This is a genomic window from Nonomuraea sp. NPDC051941 (assembly GCF_044593615.1).
On record NZ_JBIUCF010000021.1, the window covers coordinates 41512 to 60224 of the forward strand.

Consider the following 18713-nt stretch of genomic DNA (forward strand, 5'->3'; position numbering starts at 1 on the left):
GCTACGACCCTCGCTATGACAGGGCGCGCGCGGCGTGGATCAGGGGGACGTGGCTGAAGGCCTGCGGGAAGTTGCCGACCAGCCGGTTGTAGCGGGGGTCGTACTCCTCGGCCAGCAGCCCCACGTCGTTGCGCAGCGTCAGCAGCCGCTCGAACAGTGTCTTCGCCTCCTCCTTGCGGCCCTGCATCGCCATCACCTCCACCAGCCAGAAGCTGCACGCCAGGAAGGCCCCCTCCCCGCCGGGCAGGCCGTCCACGTCGTTGTCCGCGGCCAGCGGGTAGCGCAGCACGAACCCGTCCGACATGAGCTCCTTCTCGATGGCCGCCACCGTCCCCACCACCCGGGGGTCGTCGGCCGGCAGGAAGCCGACCATGGGGATCATCAGCAGCGACGCGTCCAGCTCCGACGACCCGTACGACTGCGTGAAGGTGTTGCGCCGCGCGTCGTAGCCCTTCGAGAGGATCTCGGCGCGGACGACGTCGCGCAGCGTGCGCCACTTGTCGACCGGGCCGGTGCGGCCGAACCGCTCCACGTACTTGACCGCCCGGTCCAGCGCCGCCCAGCACATCACCTTCGAGTGCACGAAGTGCCGCCGGGGTCCGCGCACCTCCCACAGGCCCTCGTCGGGCTCGTCCCAGTGGTCCTCCACGTAGTCGAGGAGCTCCCGCTGGATGGTCCACGCGCGGTCGTCGGGTGACAGGCCGCGCGTGCGCGAGACGAACAGGCAGTTCATCACCTCGCCGTACACGTCGAGCTGGAGCTGCTTGACGGCCTCGTTCCCGATGCGGACGGGCCGGGAGTCCTCGTAGCCGTCGAGCCATTCGAGGCGCAGCTCGGGCAGCCGGCGCTCGCCCGCGACGCCGTACATGATCTGCAGGTCCTGGGGCCGGCCCGCGATGGCCCGCAGTAGCCACGCGCGCCAGTCGGCGGCCTCCTCCAGGTAGCCGGAGCTGATCAGCGCGTCGAGCGTCAGCGTCGCGTCGCGCAGCCAGCAGAAGCGGTAGTCCCAGTTGCGCACCCCGCCCACGTCCTCGGGGAGCGACGTGGTGGGCGCGGCGACGATGCCGCCGGTGGGGGCATAGGTGAGGCCCTTGAGCGTGATCAGCGACCGCACCACGGCGTCCCGGTACGGGCCCTGGTAGGTGCACCGAGCGACCCACTCCGCCCACATGGCCTCGCTCTCGCGCAGCTGGGTGTCGGCCTCGATCTGCGGCGGCATCGGCTCGTGCGAGGGGTGCCAGGTGAAGACGAACGGAAACCGGTCGCCCTCCTTGACCGTGAACGTGGCCCGGTGCGCGTAGTCGCCGCCCTTCAGCGGCACGGGGGAGTGCAGCCACACCGAGTCGGGCCCGCCGATGGCCTGCAGGTGGCCGTCGCTCTGGCGCACCCACGGCACGATCCGGCCGTAGTCGAAGCGCACCCGCAGCTGCGTGGACATCTCCACGGTCCCGGAGACGCCCTCCACGATGCGCACGACGTCGGGGTTGCGGTCGCGCGGCGGCATGAAGTCGATCACGCGGACCGTGCCCGTCGGGGTGTCCCACTCACTCTCCAGAATGAGCGTCTCGGGCCGGTAGCGGCGGCGGGTGGCCGGTCTGCGGCCCGTGGGGCCGAGCCACCAGTGTCCGTTGCGCTCGCTGCCGAGCAGCGACGCGAAACAGGACGGAGAGTCGAATCTGGGCAGGCACAGCCAGTCGATCGAACCGTCGCGGCCCACCAGAGCCGCCGACTGCATGTCCCCGATGAGGGCGTAGTCCTCGATCCGCATGCCTAGACGCTACTCGGAGGAGGGGCGATCCCGTGAGGGGGTCCGATCATGTCGCGTCATGCCCGGACCCCCTCACGGGATCACGTCAGGGGGAACCAGCGGGTGAACAGCTGGGTCAACGGCCCGATGGCCAGCGCGAACACCAGCGTTCCCACGCCCACGGTGCCGCCGAGCAGCCAGCCGGCGGCCAGGACCGTGATTTCGATGAGGAACCGGCCCAGCCGCACCGACAGGCCGAGCCGCATCAGCCCGGTCATGATGCCGTCGCGGGGGCCCGGGCCCATCCCGGCGCCGATGTAGAGCACGGTGGCCAGGGCGATGGCGACGACGCCGAGCACCACGTACAGGCCCTGCAGGACCAGGTGCGACGGGGTGGGCAGCAGGAAGATCGCGCCGTCGGCGAACAGGCCCAGGAAGACGACGTTGCTGACCGTGCCCAGTCCGGGCTTCTGCTTCAGCGGGATCCACAGCAGCAGCACCAGGGCGCCGATGCCGATGATGACGGTCCCGATGGACAGATCGGTCCGCAGGGCCAGGCCCTGGTGGAACACGTCCCACGGGTCGTTGCCCAGCCCGGACTCGACCTGGAGGCCGATGCCGGCGCCGTAGAGCGCGAGCCCGCCGTACAGCCTGACGAGGCGCGCGGGAAGGGACGAACTGAGCCGGGGGACGGTCGCTTCACTCATAGTGGCCACAGATTGGCATCCAACCGACTTGCCAAAACAGAGCCAATCACGAAAAGTGGCCTTATGAGGCATCTGTCGGCGGCCCAGGTGGCGCGGCTCATCAAGATCGACCCGGCGGCGCGTCCGTACTACCGCGCGCTCGCCGACGGCGTGCGCGTCCTCATCATGGACGGCCAGATCCCGGTACGCGTCCGCATGCCCGCCGAACGCCACCTGGCCGAGACCCTCAAGGTCAGCCGCACCACCGTGACCTCGGCCTACGACCTGCTGCGCGAACGCGGCTACCTGGAGAGCCGCCAGGGCTCCGGCAGCTGGACCGCCCTGCCCGACCCGGCCACCACGGCCGACAACCCGTGGCTCAGCACCGACGGCGACGGCCTCGTCCAGCTCCAGTGCGCCGCCCCGCCCGCGCCGTCGGCCCTGCGGCAGGCGATGCTGGAGGCGGTGGACGACCTGTCCGTGTACGGCATGGGCAACGGCTACGACCCCATCGGCCTGCCCGTGCTCAGGGAGCGCATCGCCGCCCACTACACCGCCAGGGGCCTGGCCACCCGGCCCGAGCAGATCCTCGTCACGACCGGCTCCCAGCACGCCATCCAGCTCGTGCTCGGCCTGCTCGTCGGCGCGGGCGACCCGGTGCTCGTGGAGTCGCCGACATACCCGCACGCCATCGACGTGGCCCGGCAGCGCGGCGCCAGGATCGTCCCGGTCGGCATCTCGCACGAGGGCTGGCAGGCCGACCTGGTGACGGGGGCCATGCGCCAGTCGGGGGCCCGGCTGGCGTACCTCATGCCCGACTTCCAGAACCCGACCGGCGCCCTCATGGACGACGCCACCCGCGCCGCCGTCGTGGGCGCGGCCCGGCGTACGGACACGGTGCTGCTGGTGGACGAGACCTGGTCGGAGCTGGCGCTGGACGAGGTGCCCCGGACCTCGCCGGCGGCGGCGTTCGACACCGACAGCCGGGTGATCAGCATCGGCTCGGCCTCCAAGCTGTGGTGGGGTGGGCTGCGCATCGGCTGGGTCCGCACCACGGCCGCGCTGGCCCGGCGGCTGGCGATGTTCCGGGCGGCCGTGGACATCGCCAGCCCGGTGCTGGAACAGCTCGTGGTGGCGCGGCTGTTCGACCGGCTGGAGGAGACGCGCGCCGAGCGCCGCCGCACGCTGCGCGCCTCACGCGACGCGCTGGTGTCGGGGCTGCGCGAGCACCTGCCCGAGTGGACGTTCACGGTGCCGCGCGGGGGCGGCACCCTGTGGGTGCGCCTGAACGGCCCGGGCGCCACGCCGCTCGCGGAGGCGGCCGCCCACCACGGCGTACGCCTCGCGCCCGGCCCGTGGTTCGGCCTGGAGGGCACCCTGGAGGGCTACCTCCGCCTGCCCTACACCCAGCCGCCCCAGGTCCTGACGGAAGCGCTCACCCGCATCCGCGCCGCCCGCGACCACGGCCCCACCGGCCCCCGCCGCCCCGTGGACGCGCTCATCGCGATGGTGTGAGGGGGTAAACCTCGGCCTCCGCCCGATGCCCGCACGCGGACCGCAACTTGGCGTCCGTGGTGACCAGCGTGCATCCGAGAGCTTCGGCCAGAGGCCCGGTCGATGGGGAGCTTGCCGCTCATCACCAGCCCGGGCAGGGCGCTCAGGAATTCGAGTCGAGCGGCGTGGGAGCGTGCAGCGACCCCGCGGGTCGCTCGGCCTGAAGGGCGTGGACGCAGGCCGAGGCGTCGACCACGATCATGCGCCGCGGCCCTGGTGGATCGCCGTGAGGATGTCGTCGTTGGTCGGGCCGTTCTCCCGCGACCGCCGAAGCGCTCGCTCGATGACCTCGGCGGTCGTCGGGCGGGTGATGAGCCGCAGCTGGCGACGGAGATAGTCGGCGACCGTGAGGCCTTCGGCCTCCGCCTGAATGCGGAGCGCCTCATACGTCTCGTCCGGGACGTCGTCAATGCGTATCGTCTTCGCCACGCTCTGTGTCACCTCCCTCAGCTAGTCGCTTCCAGCGTGCGACGTCGTCTGCTTTCCCGCAATTCGAGCGCCTCATTCGCCGGAGCCCCGGGCCAAGGGGGCGCGCCATTTGCGGCGCATCGCCATGATCCGCAGCCCGAACGCCAGCACCGCCGCCGCCAGCGTGGCCGGCCAGCCGTGCAGCCCGTACGCCGACAGCGCCGCCATCACCCCCGACCCCAGCAGCGCGGGCACCGCGTACAGCTGGCGGTCGTACAGCAGGGTCGGGATCTCCCCGGCCAGCACATCGCGCAGCATGCCGCCGCCGATGCCCGTCACCACCCCCAGCAGCGCCGCGTGCAGCGGGGCGAGGCCGTACTCCAGGGCCTTCTCCGTCCCGACCGCGCAGAACAGCCCGAGCCCCGCCGCGTCCAGCACCAGGATGAGCGGCATCACCCGCGCCACGTGCGGATGCCAGAAGAACACGATCACCGTCGCGGCCACCGGCACCAGCACGTACCCGAGGCTCTGGAAGGCGGCGGGCCGGACGTTGAGGATCAGGTCGCGTACGACGCCGCCGCCCAGGGCGGTCATCTCGGCCAGCACCACCATCCCGACCACGTCGAGCCGTTTGCGCACGCCCATGAGCGCGCCCGTCAACGCGAAGACGAAGATGCCGACAAGGTCGAGAATTTCAGACACGTCGGAATATTTACCGTATGACCGGTTCGTGGTGCTCGGCCATCATCACCCGCAACCTCCGCGCGAACATGAACAACGCGATCCCGGCCACGATCGCCATCGCCGCCAGCACCAGGTAGTACATCGGATCCGACAGCACCCGGCCGAGCCGCCCCGTCTGCCCGCCGACCGCGTCGCCCACCGACAGCGAGATGAACCAGACCCCGAGCATCTGCCCCTTGAACGCCTCGGGCGCCAGCTTCGTCGTCACCGACAGCCCGACCGGGCTCAGCGACAGCTCCCCGAACACCTGGATGAGGTAGACGAGCACCAGCCACCACACCGACACCCTGCCGGGCCCCGCCAGCGCCGCCGCGACGGCCATGACCACGAAGCTCAACCCTATGACGATCAGCGCGAACGCGAACTTCTGCGGCGTGCTCACCCGCGTCCCGAGCCGCACCCACAACGCGGCGAAGACCGGTACGAAGATCATGATGAACAGCGGGTTGAAGGACTGCGTCGTGGCCGGCTGGATCGGGATGCCGAACAGCGACAGGTCGGTGTGGTCCCTGGCGAAGAACAGCAGCTTGCTCGGCGCCAGGTCGTAGATCATCCAGAAGACGGACGCGGCCACGAACAGCCAGATGTAGGCCTTCATCCGGATCCGCTCGTCCTCGGTCAGGTCGTGGCTGCCGAGCATGAGGTACGAGAAGTACGCCACCGGCACGATGAGGATGACCACGGTGATCGCCACGGTGAGCCGGTCGACCGTGAGCGTGCCGGTCGCCGCCCACGCGCCCAGCGCGATCGCCGCCGCCGCCGCGATCCCCGCCCCCCGCCAGAACAGGCGGTGCTGCACGTGGACCGGCCGCTCGCCGATGCCCCGCAGGTGGCGGCCGCCCCGGATGTACTGGGCCAGGCCGAACGCCATCCCGACGGCCGCCGCGCCGAACCCCAGGTGCCACCGGTCGCCGGTGGCCAGCCAGCCGACCACGATGGGCGCGAAGAACGCGCCCAGGTTGATGCTCATGTAGAACAGGGAGAACCCGGCGTCCCTGCGCGCGTCGTCCCCCTCGGGGTAGAGCCGTCCGACCATGACGGACATGTTCGGCTTGAGCAGGCCGGTGCCGGCGATGATCAGCAGCAGGCCCTGCCACACGAAGTACGGCGACGACACCGGGAGGGCCATGCTGATGTGCCCCAGCATGATGACGAACCCGCCCCAGAACACCGACCTGCGCGCCCCCAGGATCCGGTCCGCGATCCACCCGCCGGGCAGCGCCACCAGGTAGATGAGCGCGCCGTAGACGCCGACGACCGCCTGCGCCGTCTCCTGCGACAGGCCCAGGCCGTGCTGCGCCGGTGACGCGGCCAGGAACGTGGCGAGGATCGCCCGCAGCCCGTACCAGCTGAACCGCTCCCACATCTCGGTGCCGAACAGCGTGGCCAGTGCCCAGGGATGCCCGAAGAACGTCCTGCCGCTCATGTGCCGCCCCCTTTGCGCACCCGGTCGATTACTCTACGTGAAGGACGCGGGTCTTTCTCCTCAGGCTCTTGCCGCTACCCCCTTGGTGTGGTGCGATGCAGGCCACTCACGCAAGTGAACACTGACTGGAGGCGCGCGCCATGGCCGAAGACCTCGAAGTCCGGGCCGAGATCGAGCGGCAGATCGCCGGCCGTACCGTCTGCGAACGGCTCAGGCACGCCGCCGAGCAGCACCCCGACGCCCCCGCCTATTCCGACCCCGACGGGGACGGCTGGACCACGCTGACCTATGCGCAGGCGCGGCAGCGGGTGCTGGAGATCGCCGCGGGTTTCGTCGCGCTCGGGCTGGAACCCGGCGAGTCGGTGGCGGTGATGATGGTCAACCGCAGCGAGCACGTGCTCGCCGACCTGGGGGCCGTGCACGCCGGCGGGGTCGGCTGCACGGTGTACTCGACGTTCGCGCCCGAGCAGATCGCGTTCGTGGCCGGGGACGTGGCCGCCAGGTACGCGGTGCTGGGCGGCCCGGCCGAGCTGGCCCGCTGGCAGCCCGTCCTGTCCCAGCTCGACGGGCTCCGCAGGATCATCATGCTGGAAGGGGCGCCCGCGGACGAGCGGTTCATGTCGTGGGAGGACTTCCTGGAGCTGGGCCGCGCGCGCCTGGCCGCGGCCCCGGCCGAGGTCGAGGCCCGCATGAGCGCGGTCACCCCCGGCGACGTGGTCACCGTCCTCTACACCTCGGGCACCACCGGAATGCCCAAGGGCGTCCCCCTCACCCACGCGAACGTCTTCTACGAGGTCGCTGCCACCGACCGCATCACGAACCTGCCCGTCCGGGGCACGCAGATCTCCTACCTCACGTACGCGCACATCGCCGAGCGCATCCTCAGCCTCTACCTGCCCCTGGTCAAGGTCTCCCACGTGCACTTCTGCACCGACCTGGCCAACCTGGGCAAGACGCTGGGGCAGGTCAGGCCGATGATGTTCTTCGGGGTGCCGCGCGTGTGGGAGAAGATGATGGCCCGCCTGCTCGCCGTGCTCGCCACCCAGCCGGAGGAGCAGCAGGCCGCCGTACGCCAGGCGATGCGGGCGGGCGCCGCGTACGTGGAGGCCGGCCAGTACGGGCGCACGATCACCCCCGAGATCCAGGCGGCCTACGAGCAGGCGGACGCGTCCCTGCTGTCGATCATCCGCGGCATGATCGGCTTCGACCGCGCCGAGTGGACCGCCACGGGCGCCGCGCCGCTGCCCGCCGAGGTGCAGCACTTCTACGCCGGGCTCGGGCTCAAGGTCATCGACGTGTACGGCATGACGGAGACGACCGGCGCGTTCACCGGCAACAGCCCCTCCCGCTACCGCCTGGGCACCGTCGGCAGGGCCGAGCCCGGCGTCGAGATCCGCATCGCCGAGGACGGCGAGATCCTCACCCGCAGCCCGCTCAACACCCGCGGCTACGTCAACCGGCCCGAGGCCACCGCCGAGCTCATCGACGACGGCGGCTGGCTGCACACCGGCGACATCGGCACGGTCGACGAGGACGGCTTCTACCGGGTGGTCGACCGGAAGAAGGAGCTGATCATCACGGCGGGCGGCGAGAACATCTCCCCGGCCGAGATCGAGAACCACCTCAAGGAGCACATGCTCGTCGGCCAGGCCCTCGCCTACGGCGACAACCGGCCGCACCCGGTGGCCCTGCTGACGCTCGACGGGGAGGTGGCGCCGGGCTGGGCGCAGGCGCGCGGCATCGCGTTCGCCTCGCTGGCGGAGCTGGCCGAGCACCCGGAGGTGATGAAGGAGGTGGAGACGGCGGTCGAGGCCGCCAACGCCAAGCTGGCCAGGGTGCAGCAGGTGAAGAAGTGGGCGCTGCTGGGCACCGAGTGGACGGCCGAGACCGAGGAGCTCACCCCGAGCCTGAAGCTCAAGCGGCGGATCATCCACGCGAAATACGCCGACGTCATCGAGGGCCTTTACAGCGGGCCGCGTTAGGGCACTTTCGGCGGGGTTCGCCTGCTCCGGCTGATCCCGGTTTTGCCATTCGTGGCGTGTGTCGAGGTCCTGGCCATTACCGGGCGGTTCCTACCGTCTCGATCATGACCAGAAGCCTTCTTCTCGTCTCGCTCGCGGCCGGGCCGCTCACCGTGCCCGCCCCCCCGGTCGCGACCGAGCCCGTCATCCGCGCGATCACCGTCCGTCCGGCCGAACCCATCGTGGGGGCGAACGACTCCGTACGCCTGGTGGTCGACGTCGTCGCCAAAGGCGTGCGCGGCCAGGGCGGCGTCACCGTCAAAGTCGAACCCGGCGCCCCACCTGGCCCCGTACTGACCGAAAAGCTACCGATCCCGGCTCCGGCTCCGGCGCCCGCCCCCGACACCGGCTCGGTGGGCTCCGGCCCCGCCCCCACCAGCGGCTCCGTCGGCACCCGCCCCGCACCGGGCACCGCGCCGGGCACCGCGCCCCGGCCCGCACCGGTGGCCCGTCCGGCACCGGGCACGGCGCCCCGTCCGGCACCGGTGGCCCGGCCTGCACTACCGAACCAGCCCCGACCGGGCGTCCGGCCCGCACTGCCGAACCAGCCCCGGCCGGGCGTCCGGCCCGCACTACCGAACCAGCCCCGACCGGGTGTCCGGCCCGTGGCACCCGCCCCGGCGCCCGCACCCGTTCAGCCCCCTGCACTCGTTCAGGCCCCCGCACCCGCTCCCGTTCAGGCGCCCGCTGTCGCTCCGGCGGCGCAACCACCGCAACTGGCCGAGGACGCTCTGGAGGGCACCCCTCCGCAGCTGACCTGGCGCACCGCGGGACCGGGATCCGGCCCGCCGGCCCGCATGGCGAACGGCTGGGAGACCTGGCGCTTCCTCCCTGACAAGCAGCTGAACCGCTACTACCCGACCGGCACCTGGACGATCACCGCCACCGCCAGGGGAGCGGGCGGGACGACGGTCACCGAGTACGCGTCGTTCCAGTTCAGGCGGGACACGAAGCTCTCGTCGGTCCGGGCCGACAAGCTGGAGGGCTCCGACCTGGTACGCCTGCGCGGCTCGCTCAGGCGGGTGGACCCGCGCGGCTACACCGACTACGGCCCGTTCGCCAGGCAGGGGCTGGAGATCCTGTGGCGCGGCGACGAGTCCTCGGCCTGGGAGCGAATCGGGCAGACGACGACGGACGCCTCCGGGACCTTCGAGGCGACGGTCGCGGGCCGCTCGGGTGGCCTCTGGCGCGTCCGCTATCCCGGAACGGGACACTACGCCTCAGACGCCTCCAAGTCCCGACAAATTACGCAATAGCCGAAAAGATGCCTATAGCACGGCCTTAAACCGCTGTTGCGGAATTGTGATCAGCTTTACTACAACTTTTCCTTACCCTTACGCGTCATTGGCGTTGACATGGCCCCGACTTGGGGCCGTGTCCGAGACGGGGAAGGAATTCCATTTTGAAGATGCGACGTCTAGCCGCCGGCCTGGCGGCTGCCGCCCTGGGCGCGACGATGGTGGCGACCGCCGCCTCGCCCGCGCTCGCGGACCCGGACCCGGGCCTGGACCCGGATGTCGCGGGCTACACGAGCCTGCAGTTCGACGCGAACCCCGAGCCCGCATGGCGGGGCCGGCCCATCACTCTCGAGGGCAAGCTCTCCGTGCAGTGCGACGAGGACTACATCAGTGGCTTCGTGTCGGTGCACAAGGCCGACTACTGCAAGGACTCGGAGCGCTGGCACCGTCTGGCCTGGAAGCGGATCGTGATCCTCTTCCAGCCTGACGGCAGCGGCCGCTGGGAGTACGTGGACACCATCAGGACCAGCGGCAAGGGCTACTTCTCGACGCGGGTTCCGGCCCGTGAGTCGGGTACGTGGCGCGCGGTCTTCGAGGGCTCCCGTTCGCTCTCCCCGGCGGAGGGCAAGGACTGGGTCAAGGTCGTCGGCCGCCGCTGATCCACCCCGAAACGCCCGGCCTTTCCAGGCCGGGCGTTTCCCATTTCCCACCCCTTCCCCCAACCTCCCACCCGCCCCACACTCCCCGCCGCAAGACCTCACGTCCCCAGGACGCTCCATCGCCCGGGCTGCCCCAGGACGCCCTGCCACCCGCGCGGTCCGGAAGCGGCGGCGCGGCGAAGACGTCCCGGAAGCACGACAACCCGGCGGAGGCTAGTACGACACGGCAACCTGGACGCGGTGGTGCCGGGGCCGCTCGACCTCGTCCACCACCGCCACCCCCAGATCGGCGAACGAGAACACGGGCTCCAACGCCGGCACCTCCCCGCCCCCGATCCGATAACGCCCGGTCCGGGACGCCGACTCATCGAGGAGCACGGGCGGCGGCGCGAGCACCACCCAGTCGAGCCCCGACTTCTCGAACACCTCCAACTCCGCCGCATGCCCCAGCGAGAACGCCCGCGCCTCGGCCGGGAAGTCCGGCGTGTCCACGAGGCGCACCCCCGGCGAGACCTCCAGCAGGCTCCCGATCCCGACCGCCACCAGCCGGGACACCCCGGCCTGCCCCAGCCCGCCGACCAGCGCCCGGGCCGCCGCCGTGTAGAACTCCTCCGACGACATGTCCAGCCGGGCCGCCACCTGAACGGCCGCGTCGTGCCCCGCCGCGACCTCCGCCACGCCCGCAAGGTCGGTGACGTCCCCGGCCACCACCCGCACCCGCGCCCCGGACGAACCCGCCCCGGAAGAACCCCACACACCCGCGTACTTCCCGGGATCCCGGACGACGGCCGTCACCTCGTGCCCCCGTCCGACCGCCTCCGCGACCACCCGCACTCCGGCCCGCCCACCGGCACCGAACACCACGATCTTGCTCACCTTCACCACACCCCTTTTCTGCCTGGGCCGGCATCCCCGGCCACTCAGCGGAGACGGTAAAGGGCGAGATATCGCTTTCCGCAACGATAGTTACCTACGATGTCGGGATGGCCGAGCCACTCGATCCGGACATGTTCACCGGATGCCCTCCGGTAGTCGCGCCGATCCGCATCGGCGACAAGTGGACCGCGAAGCTCATCCGCTGCCTGGAATCGGGCCCGCGCCGCTTCAAGGAACTCCAGGTCACGCTGCGCGGCATCACCCCGAAAGTCCTCACCGAGTCCCTGCGCGCCATGGAGCGCGACGGCTTCCTCACCCGCACCGCGTACGACGAGATCCCGCCGCGCGTCGAGTACGAGCTGACCGACCTCGGCCGCAGCCTCATCGAACCCATGAACGCCGGCTGCGAGTGGTCGAGAAACCACCTGGCCGAACTGATGAACGCCCGCGAGGCATGGTACGAGGCGGCGGGATGACCCCGCTGACACCGGCCGCGTGCGGCATTTCTCGCGGTTCTGGGCTGTTCGTGTGGAATCGATCTAGGGCGCAAAGTGTTGTCGTGCGGTGAAGGAGTGATTTTGAGCGTCGCCGGACAGGCGTCGTAGTCTGGCCCTCTGGCGAACGAACAGGAGGTGACGCCCCATGTTGCGAGACTCGTTCGGACGGGTGGCGACGGATCTGCGGGTGTCCCTCACGGACAAATGCAACCTGCGCTGCACGTACTGCATGCCCCCCGAGGGCCTCGACTGGCTCCCCAACGCGCAGCTCCTCACCGCCGACGAGATCGTCCGCCTCGTGACCATAGGCGTCGAACGCCTGGGCATCACCGAAGTCCGCTACACCGGTGGCGAGCCGCTCATCAGGCGCGAGCTGGTCGACATCGTCGCCCGTACCACCGCCCTGAGCCCCAGGCCGCAGGTCTCGCTGACGACCAACGGCATCGGGCTGGCCCGGCTGGCCGAGCCGCTGGCCGCCGCCGGGCTGGACCGGGTCAACGTCTCGCTCGACACGCTCGACCGCGACACGTTCAAGCGGCTCGCCCACCGGGACCGGCACGCCGACGTGATCGCCGGTCTCGCCGCCGCCGACCACGCGGGCCTGCGTCCCGTCAAGGTCAACGCGGTGCTCATGCGCGACCTCAACGACCACGAGGCCGTACCGCTGCTGCGGTGGTGCCTTGACCGGGGCTACGAGCTGCGCTTCATCGAGCAGATGCCCCTCGACGCCCAGCACGGCTGGACCCGCGAGGGCATGGTCACCGCCGACGAGATCCTCGACCGGTTGTCGGGCGGGTTCGAGCTCACGGTGGACGATCTGGAGGAGCGCGGCAGCGCGCCGGCCGAGCGGTTCCTCGTGGACGGGGGTCCCGGCCGGGTCGGGGTGATCGGGTCGGTGACGCGCCCGTTCTGCGGGTCCTGTGATCGGGTACGGCTCACCGCCGACGGCCAGGTACGCAACTGCCTGTTCGCGAGGGAGGAGTCCGACCTGAAGACGCGCATGCGCGAGGGGGCCTCCGACGAGGAACTGGCCGAACGCTGGGTCGCCGCCGTGGCACGCAAGCGCGCCGGCCACGGCATCGACGACCCGTCCTTCCTCCAGCCGGCCCGGCCCATGTCCGCCATCGGCGGCTGACGGCGTGGCGCCCTCGGCCGAGAGCCCGGATCGGCCGGCCTTCGACGCGGTGATCCTGGCCGGGGGAGAGGCGCGCCGGCTCGGCGGGGCGGACAAACCCGGCCTCACCGTGGGTGGCAGATCCCTGGTCGAGCACGTGGTGACGGCCGTCGCGGACGCCCGCACGACGATCGTCGTCGGCCCCGAGCGCCCGATCCCCGGCGTGGTGTTCGTCCGAGAGGACCCGCCGAGAAGCGGCCCCGTCCCGGCTCTGGCGGCAGGACTGAACGGGGTCACCGCCCCATGGGTGGTCCTGCTCGCGGGCGACCTGCCGTTCATCACCGCCCCCCACGTCACGGCCCTCCTGAACGCCGCCACAACCCAGCCGCCCAACACCACAGCCGACCCCGCCCCGCCGACCACCACGGCCGGAGACCCAGCACCTCAGCCGCCCGCCACCCCCGCACACCCGACGCTTGGCGAGACGGCGCGGTCGGCGCCCGGTGACGTCGCAGGTCCGACACCCGGCAACGTCCTTGAGGCGGTGCCCGGGAACGCGGCACGGGCAACGTCCGAGCGTGCTGGGCGGTCGTCGATGCCCGGCCAGGCGGCGCGACCGATGTCTCAGGACGTCGCAGGGGCGGCGGCGGGAGGTGCCGTGGCGCCGGCGTCTGCAGATGCCCGAGAACCGGCCCCCGAGGAGGGGCCGGTCGGTGGGGTGGTGATGGTGGATGACGGCGGGCGGGAGCAGTGGCTGGCCGGGGTGTGGCCGACGGCGCGGCTCAAGCGGGCCCTGGCCGCCTACCCGGGCCGCTCACTCAAGGGCCTGCTCGGCCCCCTCACGGCCGTACGGCTGGCGTTGCCGGGAAGGCCCTGGTTCGACTGCGACACAATGGATGACCTGGAGGAGGCTCGTATGAACGTGCTCAACGAATGGACTGTCCTGGCCTGCAAGGAGCTGGGCATCGACCCGGCCACCGTGGACCGTGACCTGATTCTCGATCTCACCAAGGAGGTCGCCCACGGCGTGGCGAGACCGGCCGCGCCCCTGACGGCGTATCTGCTCGGCCTCGCCCAGGGCGCCGGGACCGCCCCCGACGACGCGGCGGCGAAATTGATCACATTGGCGAAGAACTGGGGACAGGCCACAGCCGAGACGCTGACAGACAGCTGACACTCGAACGAACTCTTGAAGTCAAGCCGCCCTCCCGCCTGAAGATTTCCTGTGAATAACGAGGCGGGAGGGAGTGCAAACGGTTTCGGGAAAGCGGCCCTATCCGACTGCGGCCGGCGTCGCCAACTGATCAAAAACTTCCGGGAAAGGGCGACGCCGGGTGGTTACGGGGGCAAACCACCCGGCGTCGCGTCATCGGCGTTCCGACGGGGGCCCGGAACGCCGGCACCAGCACTCCGACGGGGGACCGGAGCGCTTGCCTAAAGCGTACACCTACAACCCGTGGGATGCGTCAAGACTTAGTCACGACCCGATCTCGCGTCGATGCAGCGGTATCTCGGTTTGGTTAGCTTCAGGGGTGTCAAAGGTAGGCGGAGGGGCAGCCTTCCCTCTCTCATTGGCCCCGATTACGGCTATGTATGGCAAAAAGACTGCGGCGGCGATGAACAGCAGCCGGTACGGCCACGGCACCGGCACCACGACCGCCAGGATCAGGCAGATCGTCCGGATGCCCATCTTGATGAGGTAGCCGATCTCGCGCTTGCGGATGTCGTCCGTCAGCGACGGCTTGGCGTCCGTGACCTGGTGGACGTCTGGTCTCCTGCGCCACCCCTTCATATCTTCCACCGTAGACCTGGAACAGGCCGGGTGCGACAGCGCCCCGGTGCGGGAACAGGGGTCATGCGATCATGGCCTTTGAGTAAGGAGGATGTGGAGATGACGGATCGAACGTACCGGGTGACCGAGATCGTCGGAACGTCGGGGGAGAGCGTCGACGAGGCCATCCGCAACGGCATCAGACGGGCCTCGCAGACGCTCCGTCACCTCGACTGGTTCGAGGTGACGGAGATCCGCGGGTACATCGACGCGGGAGAGGTCGCGCACTTCCAGGTCGGCATGAAGGTGGGCTTCCGCCTCGAGGACGCCTGACTCGAAAACACCTCAACGGGCCGCGTACGGCTCCCTGACGGCCGTAGGGGGCCGTGCGGGCCCCGGGGATCGGAGAGCCGTCCCCCCGCCCCTCGCCGGAGGCGAGAGGTTAGATTGGCCGGTGTGAGTGTTGAGTTCCGGATCCTGCTGGTGTGCACGGCGAACATCTGCCGTTCCGCCATGGCGCAGGTGATCGCCGAGGCGATGCTCAACTCCGCGCACCTGCCCGTGGCGACGGGGAGCGCGGGGGTTCGCGCGCTGGTCGGCCGGCCGATGGCCCCCCACGCGATCACGGCCCTCGACCGGCTGGGCCTGGACGGCCGGGCGCACCGTGCCCGGATGCTGGACCACGACCTGGTCAGCTCGGCCGATCTGCTGCTGACGATGGAGGCCGGGCACCGGGCCGTGGCCGTCGGGATCGCCCCCGAGGCGGAGCGCAGGACGTTCACGCTGCCGGAGTTCGCCGAACTGGCGACCGGGGCGGGGCACCGCCGTTATCGCTCGGACACGGCCGAACGGGCGCGGGCGATCGTCGAGTCGGCCGCCGAACGGCGCGACGCGCGGCGGGCGCCCGAGGTGTACGACCCGTACGGCGGCCCGTACGAAGGCTACGAGGCGTGCACCAAGACCCTCGGCGAGGCTCTCAGCCACGCCCTGGGCGCCCTCCTGGGCCCCCGCTGATCACGGCGGGGGCCGCGCCCGGGAAGGTCAGCTGGCCTGGCTGACCGTGGACATGTTGAAGTCCGGCACCCGCACCGCCGGCATGATCGTGCGCTGGAAGTAGTCGTTCCACTCCCGGGGCAGCGTGCGCCCGGCGGCGCCCACCTCCGTCAACCGCCCGAGCAGGTCGACCGGGCTCTCGTTGAAGCGGAAGTTGTTCACCTCGCCCACGACCTCCCCGTGCTCGACCAGGTAGACCCCGTCCCGGGTCAACCCGGTCACCAGCAGCGTCTGCGGGTCGACCTCACGGATGTACCACAGGCAGGTGACGAGGAGCCCGCGCTCCGTGGAGGCGATCATCTCCTCCATGGACCGGCCGCCCTCGGGGCCCGACATGATCAGGTTGGAGATCCCGGGCGTCACCGGCAGGCCGCTCAGCTCCGCCGAGTAGCGGGTCTGCAGCAGGGCCTCCAGGGTCCCGTCCTTGATCCAGCCGGTCGGCCCCAGCGGGAGCCCGTTGTCGAAGACCGAGCTCTCCCGGCTGGAGGCGTGCGCCGTGACGAACGGCGCGCACGCGATGCCCGGCGCCGACGGGTCGCTCGACAGCGTGACGGGCAGCGTGCCCAGCCGCTCGCCCACCCGCGTGCCGCCGCCGGGCTTGGAGAACACCGAGCGCCCGTCGAGCGCGTCCCTGGCCCCCGCCGACCAGAACAGGTAGATCATCAGGTCGGCCACCGCGCTCGGCGGCAGGAGCGTCTCGTAGCGCCCGGCCGGCAGGTCGACCCGGGTCTTGGCCCACTCCAGCCGCTGCGTCAGCGAGGCGTCGAGCGCCGCGACGTCCACGTCCGTGAAGTCCTCGGTGGACACGCCCGTCCACGCCGAGCGCTTCAGGTCGGCCGACTTGGCGTTGAGCTCCAGGCGCCCGGTCGGCTGGTCGTGGCGCAGCCGCAGGCCCGCGGAGGTGCCGAGGAACGTCGAGGTCAGCGAGTGCTCCGCGAACCCGTACAGCTTCCTGCCGCCCGCCTCCGCCGCCGCGAACGCGTCGCCGAGCGCGGGCGCGAACCCCTCGAACACCCCGATGTCGGTCGGCTCGACGGCGGAGCCCCAGTGCGGCGACTGCGGCACGCCCTCGACGAGGGCGCGGGCGTCCTCCGCGGGCTGGGCCTCCCGCGCGGCAGCGTCGGCCGCTGCCACCACGTCCGCGAGCTGATCCTCGCGTACGGCGGCCCGCGACACGACCCCGACGCTCTGCCCCGCGATCGAGATCACGGTCAGCCGGGCGGAGCGGGCGACGCCGTTCGTGGTGAGCGTGTTGCCGGCGAACCGCAGGTTGGCCGTGGACTCCTCGTCCACCAGCACCACGCAGTCGTCGTTCGCCGAGAGCTCCAGAGCCTTCTCGACCATCTCCTGCGGCCTCATGCTTTGCCACCCTCCTGAACGGTGTTGAGGATCCGCACGCCCCTGAACAGCGCCGACGGGCAGCCGTGGCTGACCGGCGCGACCTGGCCCGGCTGACCCTTGCCGCAGTTGAAGGCGCCCCCGAGCACGTACGTCTGAGGCCCGCCGACGGCCTCCATCGACTGCCAGAAGTCCGTCGTGGTCGCCTGGTAGGCGAAGTCCCTGACCTGCCCGGCCAGCTTCCCGTGGGAGATCCGGTACGCCCGCTGCCCGGTGAACTGGAAGTTGTAGCGCTGCATGTCGATCGACCAGCTCTTGTCGCCGACGATGTAGACGCCCCGCTCGACGCCCGAGATCAGCTCGTCGGTGGAGGGCCCGTCCGGCGCGGGCGCCAGCGAGACGTTGGCCATGCGCTGGATCGGCATGTGCCCCGGCGAGTCGGCGAACGCGCACCCGTTGGACCGCCCGAGCCCCTTCATCAGGGCCATCCGCCGGTCGAGCTGGTAGCCGACCAGGATGCCGTCCTTGACGATGTCGAAGCTCTGCCCCTGCACGCCCTCGTCGTCGTAGCCGATCGTGGACAGGCCGTGCGTGACCGTGCGGTCGCCGGTCACGTTCATCAGCGGCGAGCCGTAGACCAGCTCGCCCAGCTGGTCGAACGTGGCGAAGCTGGTGCCCGCGTAGGCCGCCTCGTAGCCGAGCGCCCGGTCCAGCTCGGTCGCGTGGCCGATCGACTCGTGGATCGTCAGCCACAGGTTGGACGGGTCGATGACCAGGTCGTAGTCGCCCGCCTCGACGGAGGGCGCCGCCAGCTTCTCGGCCAGCAGCTCGGGCAGCCTGGCCAGCTCGCCCTGCCAGTCCCAGCCCGTGCCCGTCAGGTATTCGTAGCCACGCCCGACCGGCGGCGCGAGCGTCGACATGTCGTCGAAGCCGCTCTCGTGCGCCTTCATCGCGTTGAGCTTCGGGTGCACCCGCACCCGCTGCTGCGTGGTGACCGTGCCGGCCGTGTCGGCGTAGAACTTCTGCTCCTTGACCTGCAGCAGCCGCGCCGACACGTGGTCGGCGCCCTTGAGCAGGCCGGCCGACCAGTCGGCCAGCAGGCTCACCTTGTCGGCCGAGGAGACCTCGAACGGGTCGACGTCGTACTCTGACACCCACACGGCCTCGGCGTGCACCGGCTCGGGCGCCAGCTCGATGGGCTCGCGGTTGATCGGGGCGCTCACCTCCGCCACCCGCACGGCCTGCTCGGCCACGGCCGCGGCGGCCTGCGGCGTCAGGTGGATGCCCGCCGCGAACCCCCATGTGCCGCCCTTGACGACACGCACGGCGTAGCCGAGGTCGTCGGCGTCCATGGCGCCTTCGAGCCGGGCGTCATAAAGGCTGAGCGTCTCGGCTCTGACGCGTTCGAGCCGGAAGTCGGCGTGCTCGGCGCCGAGTTCGCGGGCGCGTTGCAGGGCGGCGTCCGCCAGCTGCCGCAGCGGCAGCTCCAGGAAGTCGGGATCGATCTGGCGCATGTCCACGATCCTAACCCTGTGATCTTGTGCCACCCGGACAACCGCATACCCGCCGGTAGGAGATAGC

Annotated in this window: 18 protein-coding genes; 9 read left to right on the forward strand and 9 right to left on the reverse strand. The window is 70.9% G+C overall.

What is annotated here, in order from left to right; translation table 11 throughout:
• Positions 1-13: 13 nt before the first annotated feature.
• Entirely contained in the window at positions 14-1768 is a 1755-nt protein-coding gene (locus tag ACIHFD_RS31915) for a glycoside hydrolase family 15 protein (protein ID WP_397370035.1), read from the reverse strand.
• Between the two features lie 80 nt (positions 1769-1848).
• Positions 1849-2454 carry a hypothetical protein gene (locus ACIHFD_RS31920; RefSeq protein ID WP_350735270.1) on the reverse strand — a complete coding sequence of 202 codons (606 nt, stop codon included), beginning with the start codon at positions 2452-2454 and terminating at the stop codon, positions 1849-1851.
• 63 nt (positions 2455-2517) lie between these two features.
• Here ACIHFD_RS31920 and ACIHFD_RS31925 point away from each other — a divergent pair, with 63 nt between their 5' ends.
• Complete coding sequence (locus ACIHFD_RS31925; RefSeq protein ID WP_350735272.1) at positions 2518-3948, forward strand: PLP-dependent aminotransferase family protein; 1431 nt, start codon at positions 2518-2520, stop codon at positions 3946-3948.
• Between the two features lie 237 nt (positions 3949-4185).
• Here ACIHFD_RS31925 and ACIHFD_RS31930 read toward each other — a convergent pair whose 3' ends face one another.
• The 3 genes from ACIHFD_RS31930 to ACIHFD_RS31940 all read right to left on the reverse strand — a co-directional run bounded on the left by ACIHFD_RS31930 (position 4186) and on the right by ACIHFD_RS31940 (position 6565).
• The gene (locus tag ACIHFD_RS31930) at positions 4186-4416 is read right to left on the reverse strand and encodes a hypothetical protein (protein ID WP_350735278.1); all 231 of its coding nucleotides are present in this window, start codon (positions 4414-4416) and stop codon (positions 4186-4188) included.
• A 72-nt stretch (positions 4417-4488) separates the two neighbouring features.
• Complete coding sequence (locus ACIHFD_RS31935; protein ID WP_350735280.1) at positions 4489-5097, reverse strand: trimeric intracellular cation channel family protein; 609 nt, start codon at positions 5095-5097, stop codon at positions 4489-4491.
• Positions 5098-5107: 10 nt separating this feature from the next.
• Positions 5108-6565 carry a peptide MFS transporter gene (locus ACIHFD_RS31940; RefSeq protein WP_397370036.1) on the reverse strand — a complete coding sequence of 486 codons (1458 nt, stop codon included), beginning with the start codon at positions 6563-6565 and terminating at the stop codon, positions 5108-5110.
• A gap of 140 nt (positions 6566-6705) precedes the next feature.
• On the opposite strand from ACIHFD_RS31940, the gene ACIHFD_RS31945 reads away from it, so the two are divergent.
• The 3 genes from ACIHFD_RS31945 (at position 6706) to ACIHFD_RS31955 (ending at position 10483) form a co-directional block, all read left to right on the forward strand.
• Complete coding sequence (locus ACIHFD_RS31945) at positions 6706-8547, forward strand: AMP-dependent synthetase/ligase (protein ID WP_397370037.1); 1842 nt, start codon at positions 6706-6708, stop codon at positions 8545-8547.
• Between the two features lie 104 nt (positions 8548-8651).
• The gene (locus ACIHFD_RS31950) at positions 8652-9842 is read left to right on the forward strand and encodes a hypothetical protein (RefSeq protein WP_397370038.1); all 1191 of its coding nucleotides are present in this window, start codon (positions 8652-8654) and stop codon (positions 9840-9842) included.
• A gap of 152 nt (positions 9843-9994) precedes the next feature.
• Positions 9995-10483, forward strand: coding sequence for a hypothetical protein (locus ACIHFD_RS31955; RefSeq protein WP_397370039.1), 489 nt, complete (start codon positions 9995-9997; stop codon positions 10481-10483).
• A gap of 213 nt (positions 10484-10696) precedes the next feature.
• Here the strand turns inward: ACIHFD_RS31955 and ACIHFD_RS31960 are convergent, their stop codons facing one another.
• On the reverse strand, positions 10697-11359 hold the full coding sequence (locus tag ACIHFD_RS31960) for an NAD(P)-dependent oxidoreductase (RefSeq protein ID WP_397370040.1): 663 nt from the start codon (positions 11357-11359) through the stop codon (positions 10697-10699).
• A gap of 107 nt (positions 11360-11466) precedes the next feature.
• Between ACIHFD_RS31960 and ACIHFD_RS31965 the strand changes: the two genes are divergently transcribed.
• From ACIHFD_RS31965 to ACIHFD_RS31975, 3 genes are all read left to right on the forward strand, one after another.
• On the forward strand, positions 11467-11835 hold the full coding sequence (locus tag ACIHFD_RS31965) for a helix-turn-helix domain-containing protein (protein ID WP_350735291.1): 369 nt from the start codon (positions 11467-11469) through the stop codon (positions 11833-11835).
• A gap of 166 nt (positions 11836-12001) precedes the next feature.
• Entirely contained in the window at positions 12002-12991 is a 990-nt protein-coding gene (moaA, locus tag ACIHFD_RS31970) for a GTP 3',8-cyclase MoaA (RefSeq protein WP_397370041.1), read from the forward strand.
• 4 nt (positions 12992-12995) lie between these two features.
• Complete coding sequence (locus tag ACIHFD_RS31975; protein ID WP_397370042.1) at positions 12996-14144, forward strand: NTP transferase domain-containing protein; 1149 nt, start codon at positions 12996-12998, stop codon at positions 14142-14144.
• Between the two features lie 303 nt (positions 14145-14447).
• On the opposite strand, the gene ACIHFD_RS31980 is transcribed toward ACIHFD_RS31975, so the two are convergent.
• A complete protein-coding gene (locus ACIHFD_RS31980; RefSeq protein WP_350735295.1) occupies positions 14448-14762 on the reverse strand; it encodes a DUF3099 domain-containing protein in 315 nt (104 codons plus the stop codon).
• Between the two features lie 99 nt (positions 14763-14861).
• Here ACIHFD_RS31980 and ACIHFD_RS31985 point away from each other — a divergent pair, with 99 nt between their 5' ends.
• On the forward strand, positions 14862-15074 hold the full coding sequence (locus ACIHFD_RS31985) for a dodecin (protein ID WP_350735297.1): 213 nt from the start codon (positions 14862-14864) through the stop codon (positions 15072-15074).
• Positions 15075-15197: 123 nt separating this feature from the next.
• The gene (locus ACIHFD_RS31990) at positions 15198-15755 is read left to right on the forward strand and encodes a hypothetical protein (RefSeq protein WP_397370043.1); all 558 of its coding nucleotides are present in this window, start codon (positions 15198-15200) and stop codon (positions 15753-15755) included.
• Positions 15756-15782: 27 nt separating this feature from the next.
• Here the strand turns inward: ACIHFD_RS31990 and ACIHFD_RS31995 are convergent, their stop codons facing one another.
• Both ACIHFD_RS31995 and ACIHFD_RS32000 read right to left on the reverse strand, forming a co-directional pair.
• Positions 15783-17153: a metallopeptidase TldD-related protein gene (locus tag ACIHFD_RS31995; protein WP_397370044.1), complete on the reverse strand. Its 1371-nt coding sequence runs from the start codon at positions 17151-17153 to the stop codon at positions 15783-15785.
• Positions 17150-18646, reverse strand: coding sequence for a TldD/PmbA family protein (locus ACIHFD_RS32000; RefSeq protein ID WP_397370045.1), 1497 nt, complete (start codon positions 18644-18646; stop codon positions 17150-17152). The genes ACIHFD_RS31995 and ACIHFD_RS32000 overlap by 4 nt, the downstream gene beginning before the upstream one ends.
• Positions 18647-18713 lie beyond the last annotated feature (67 nt).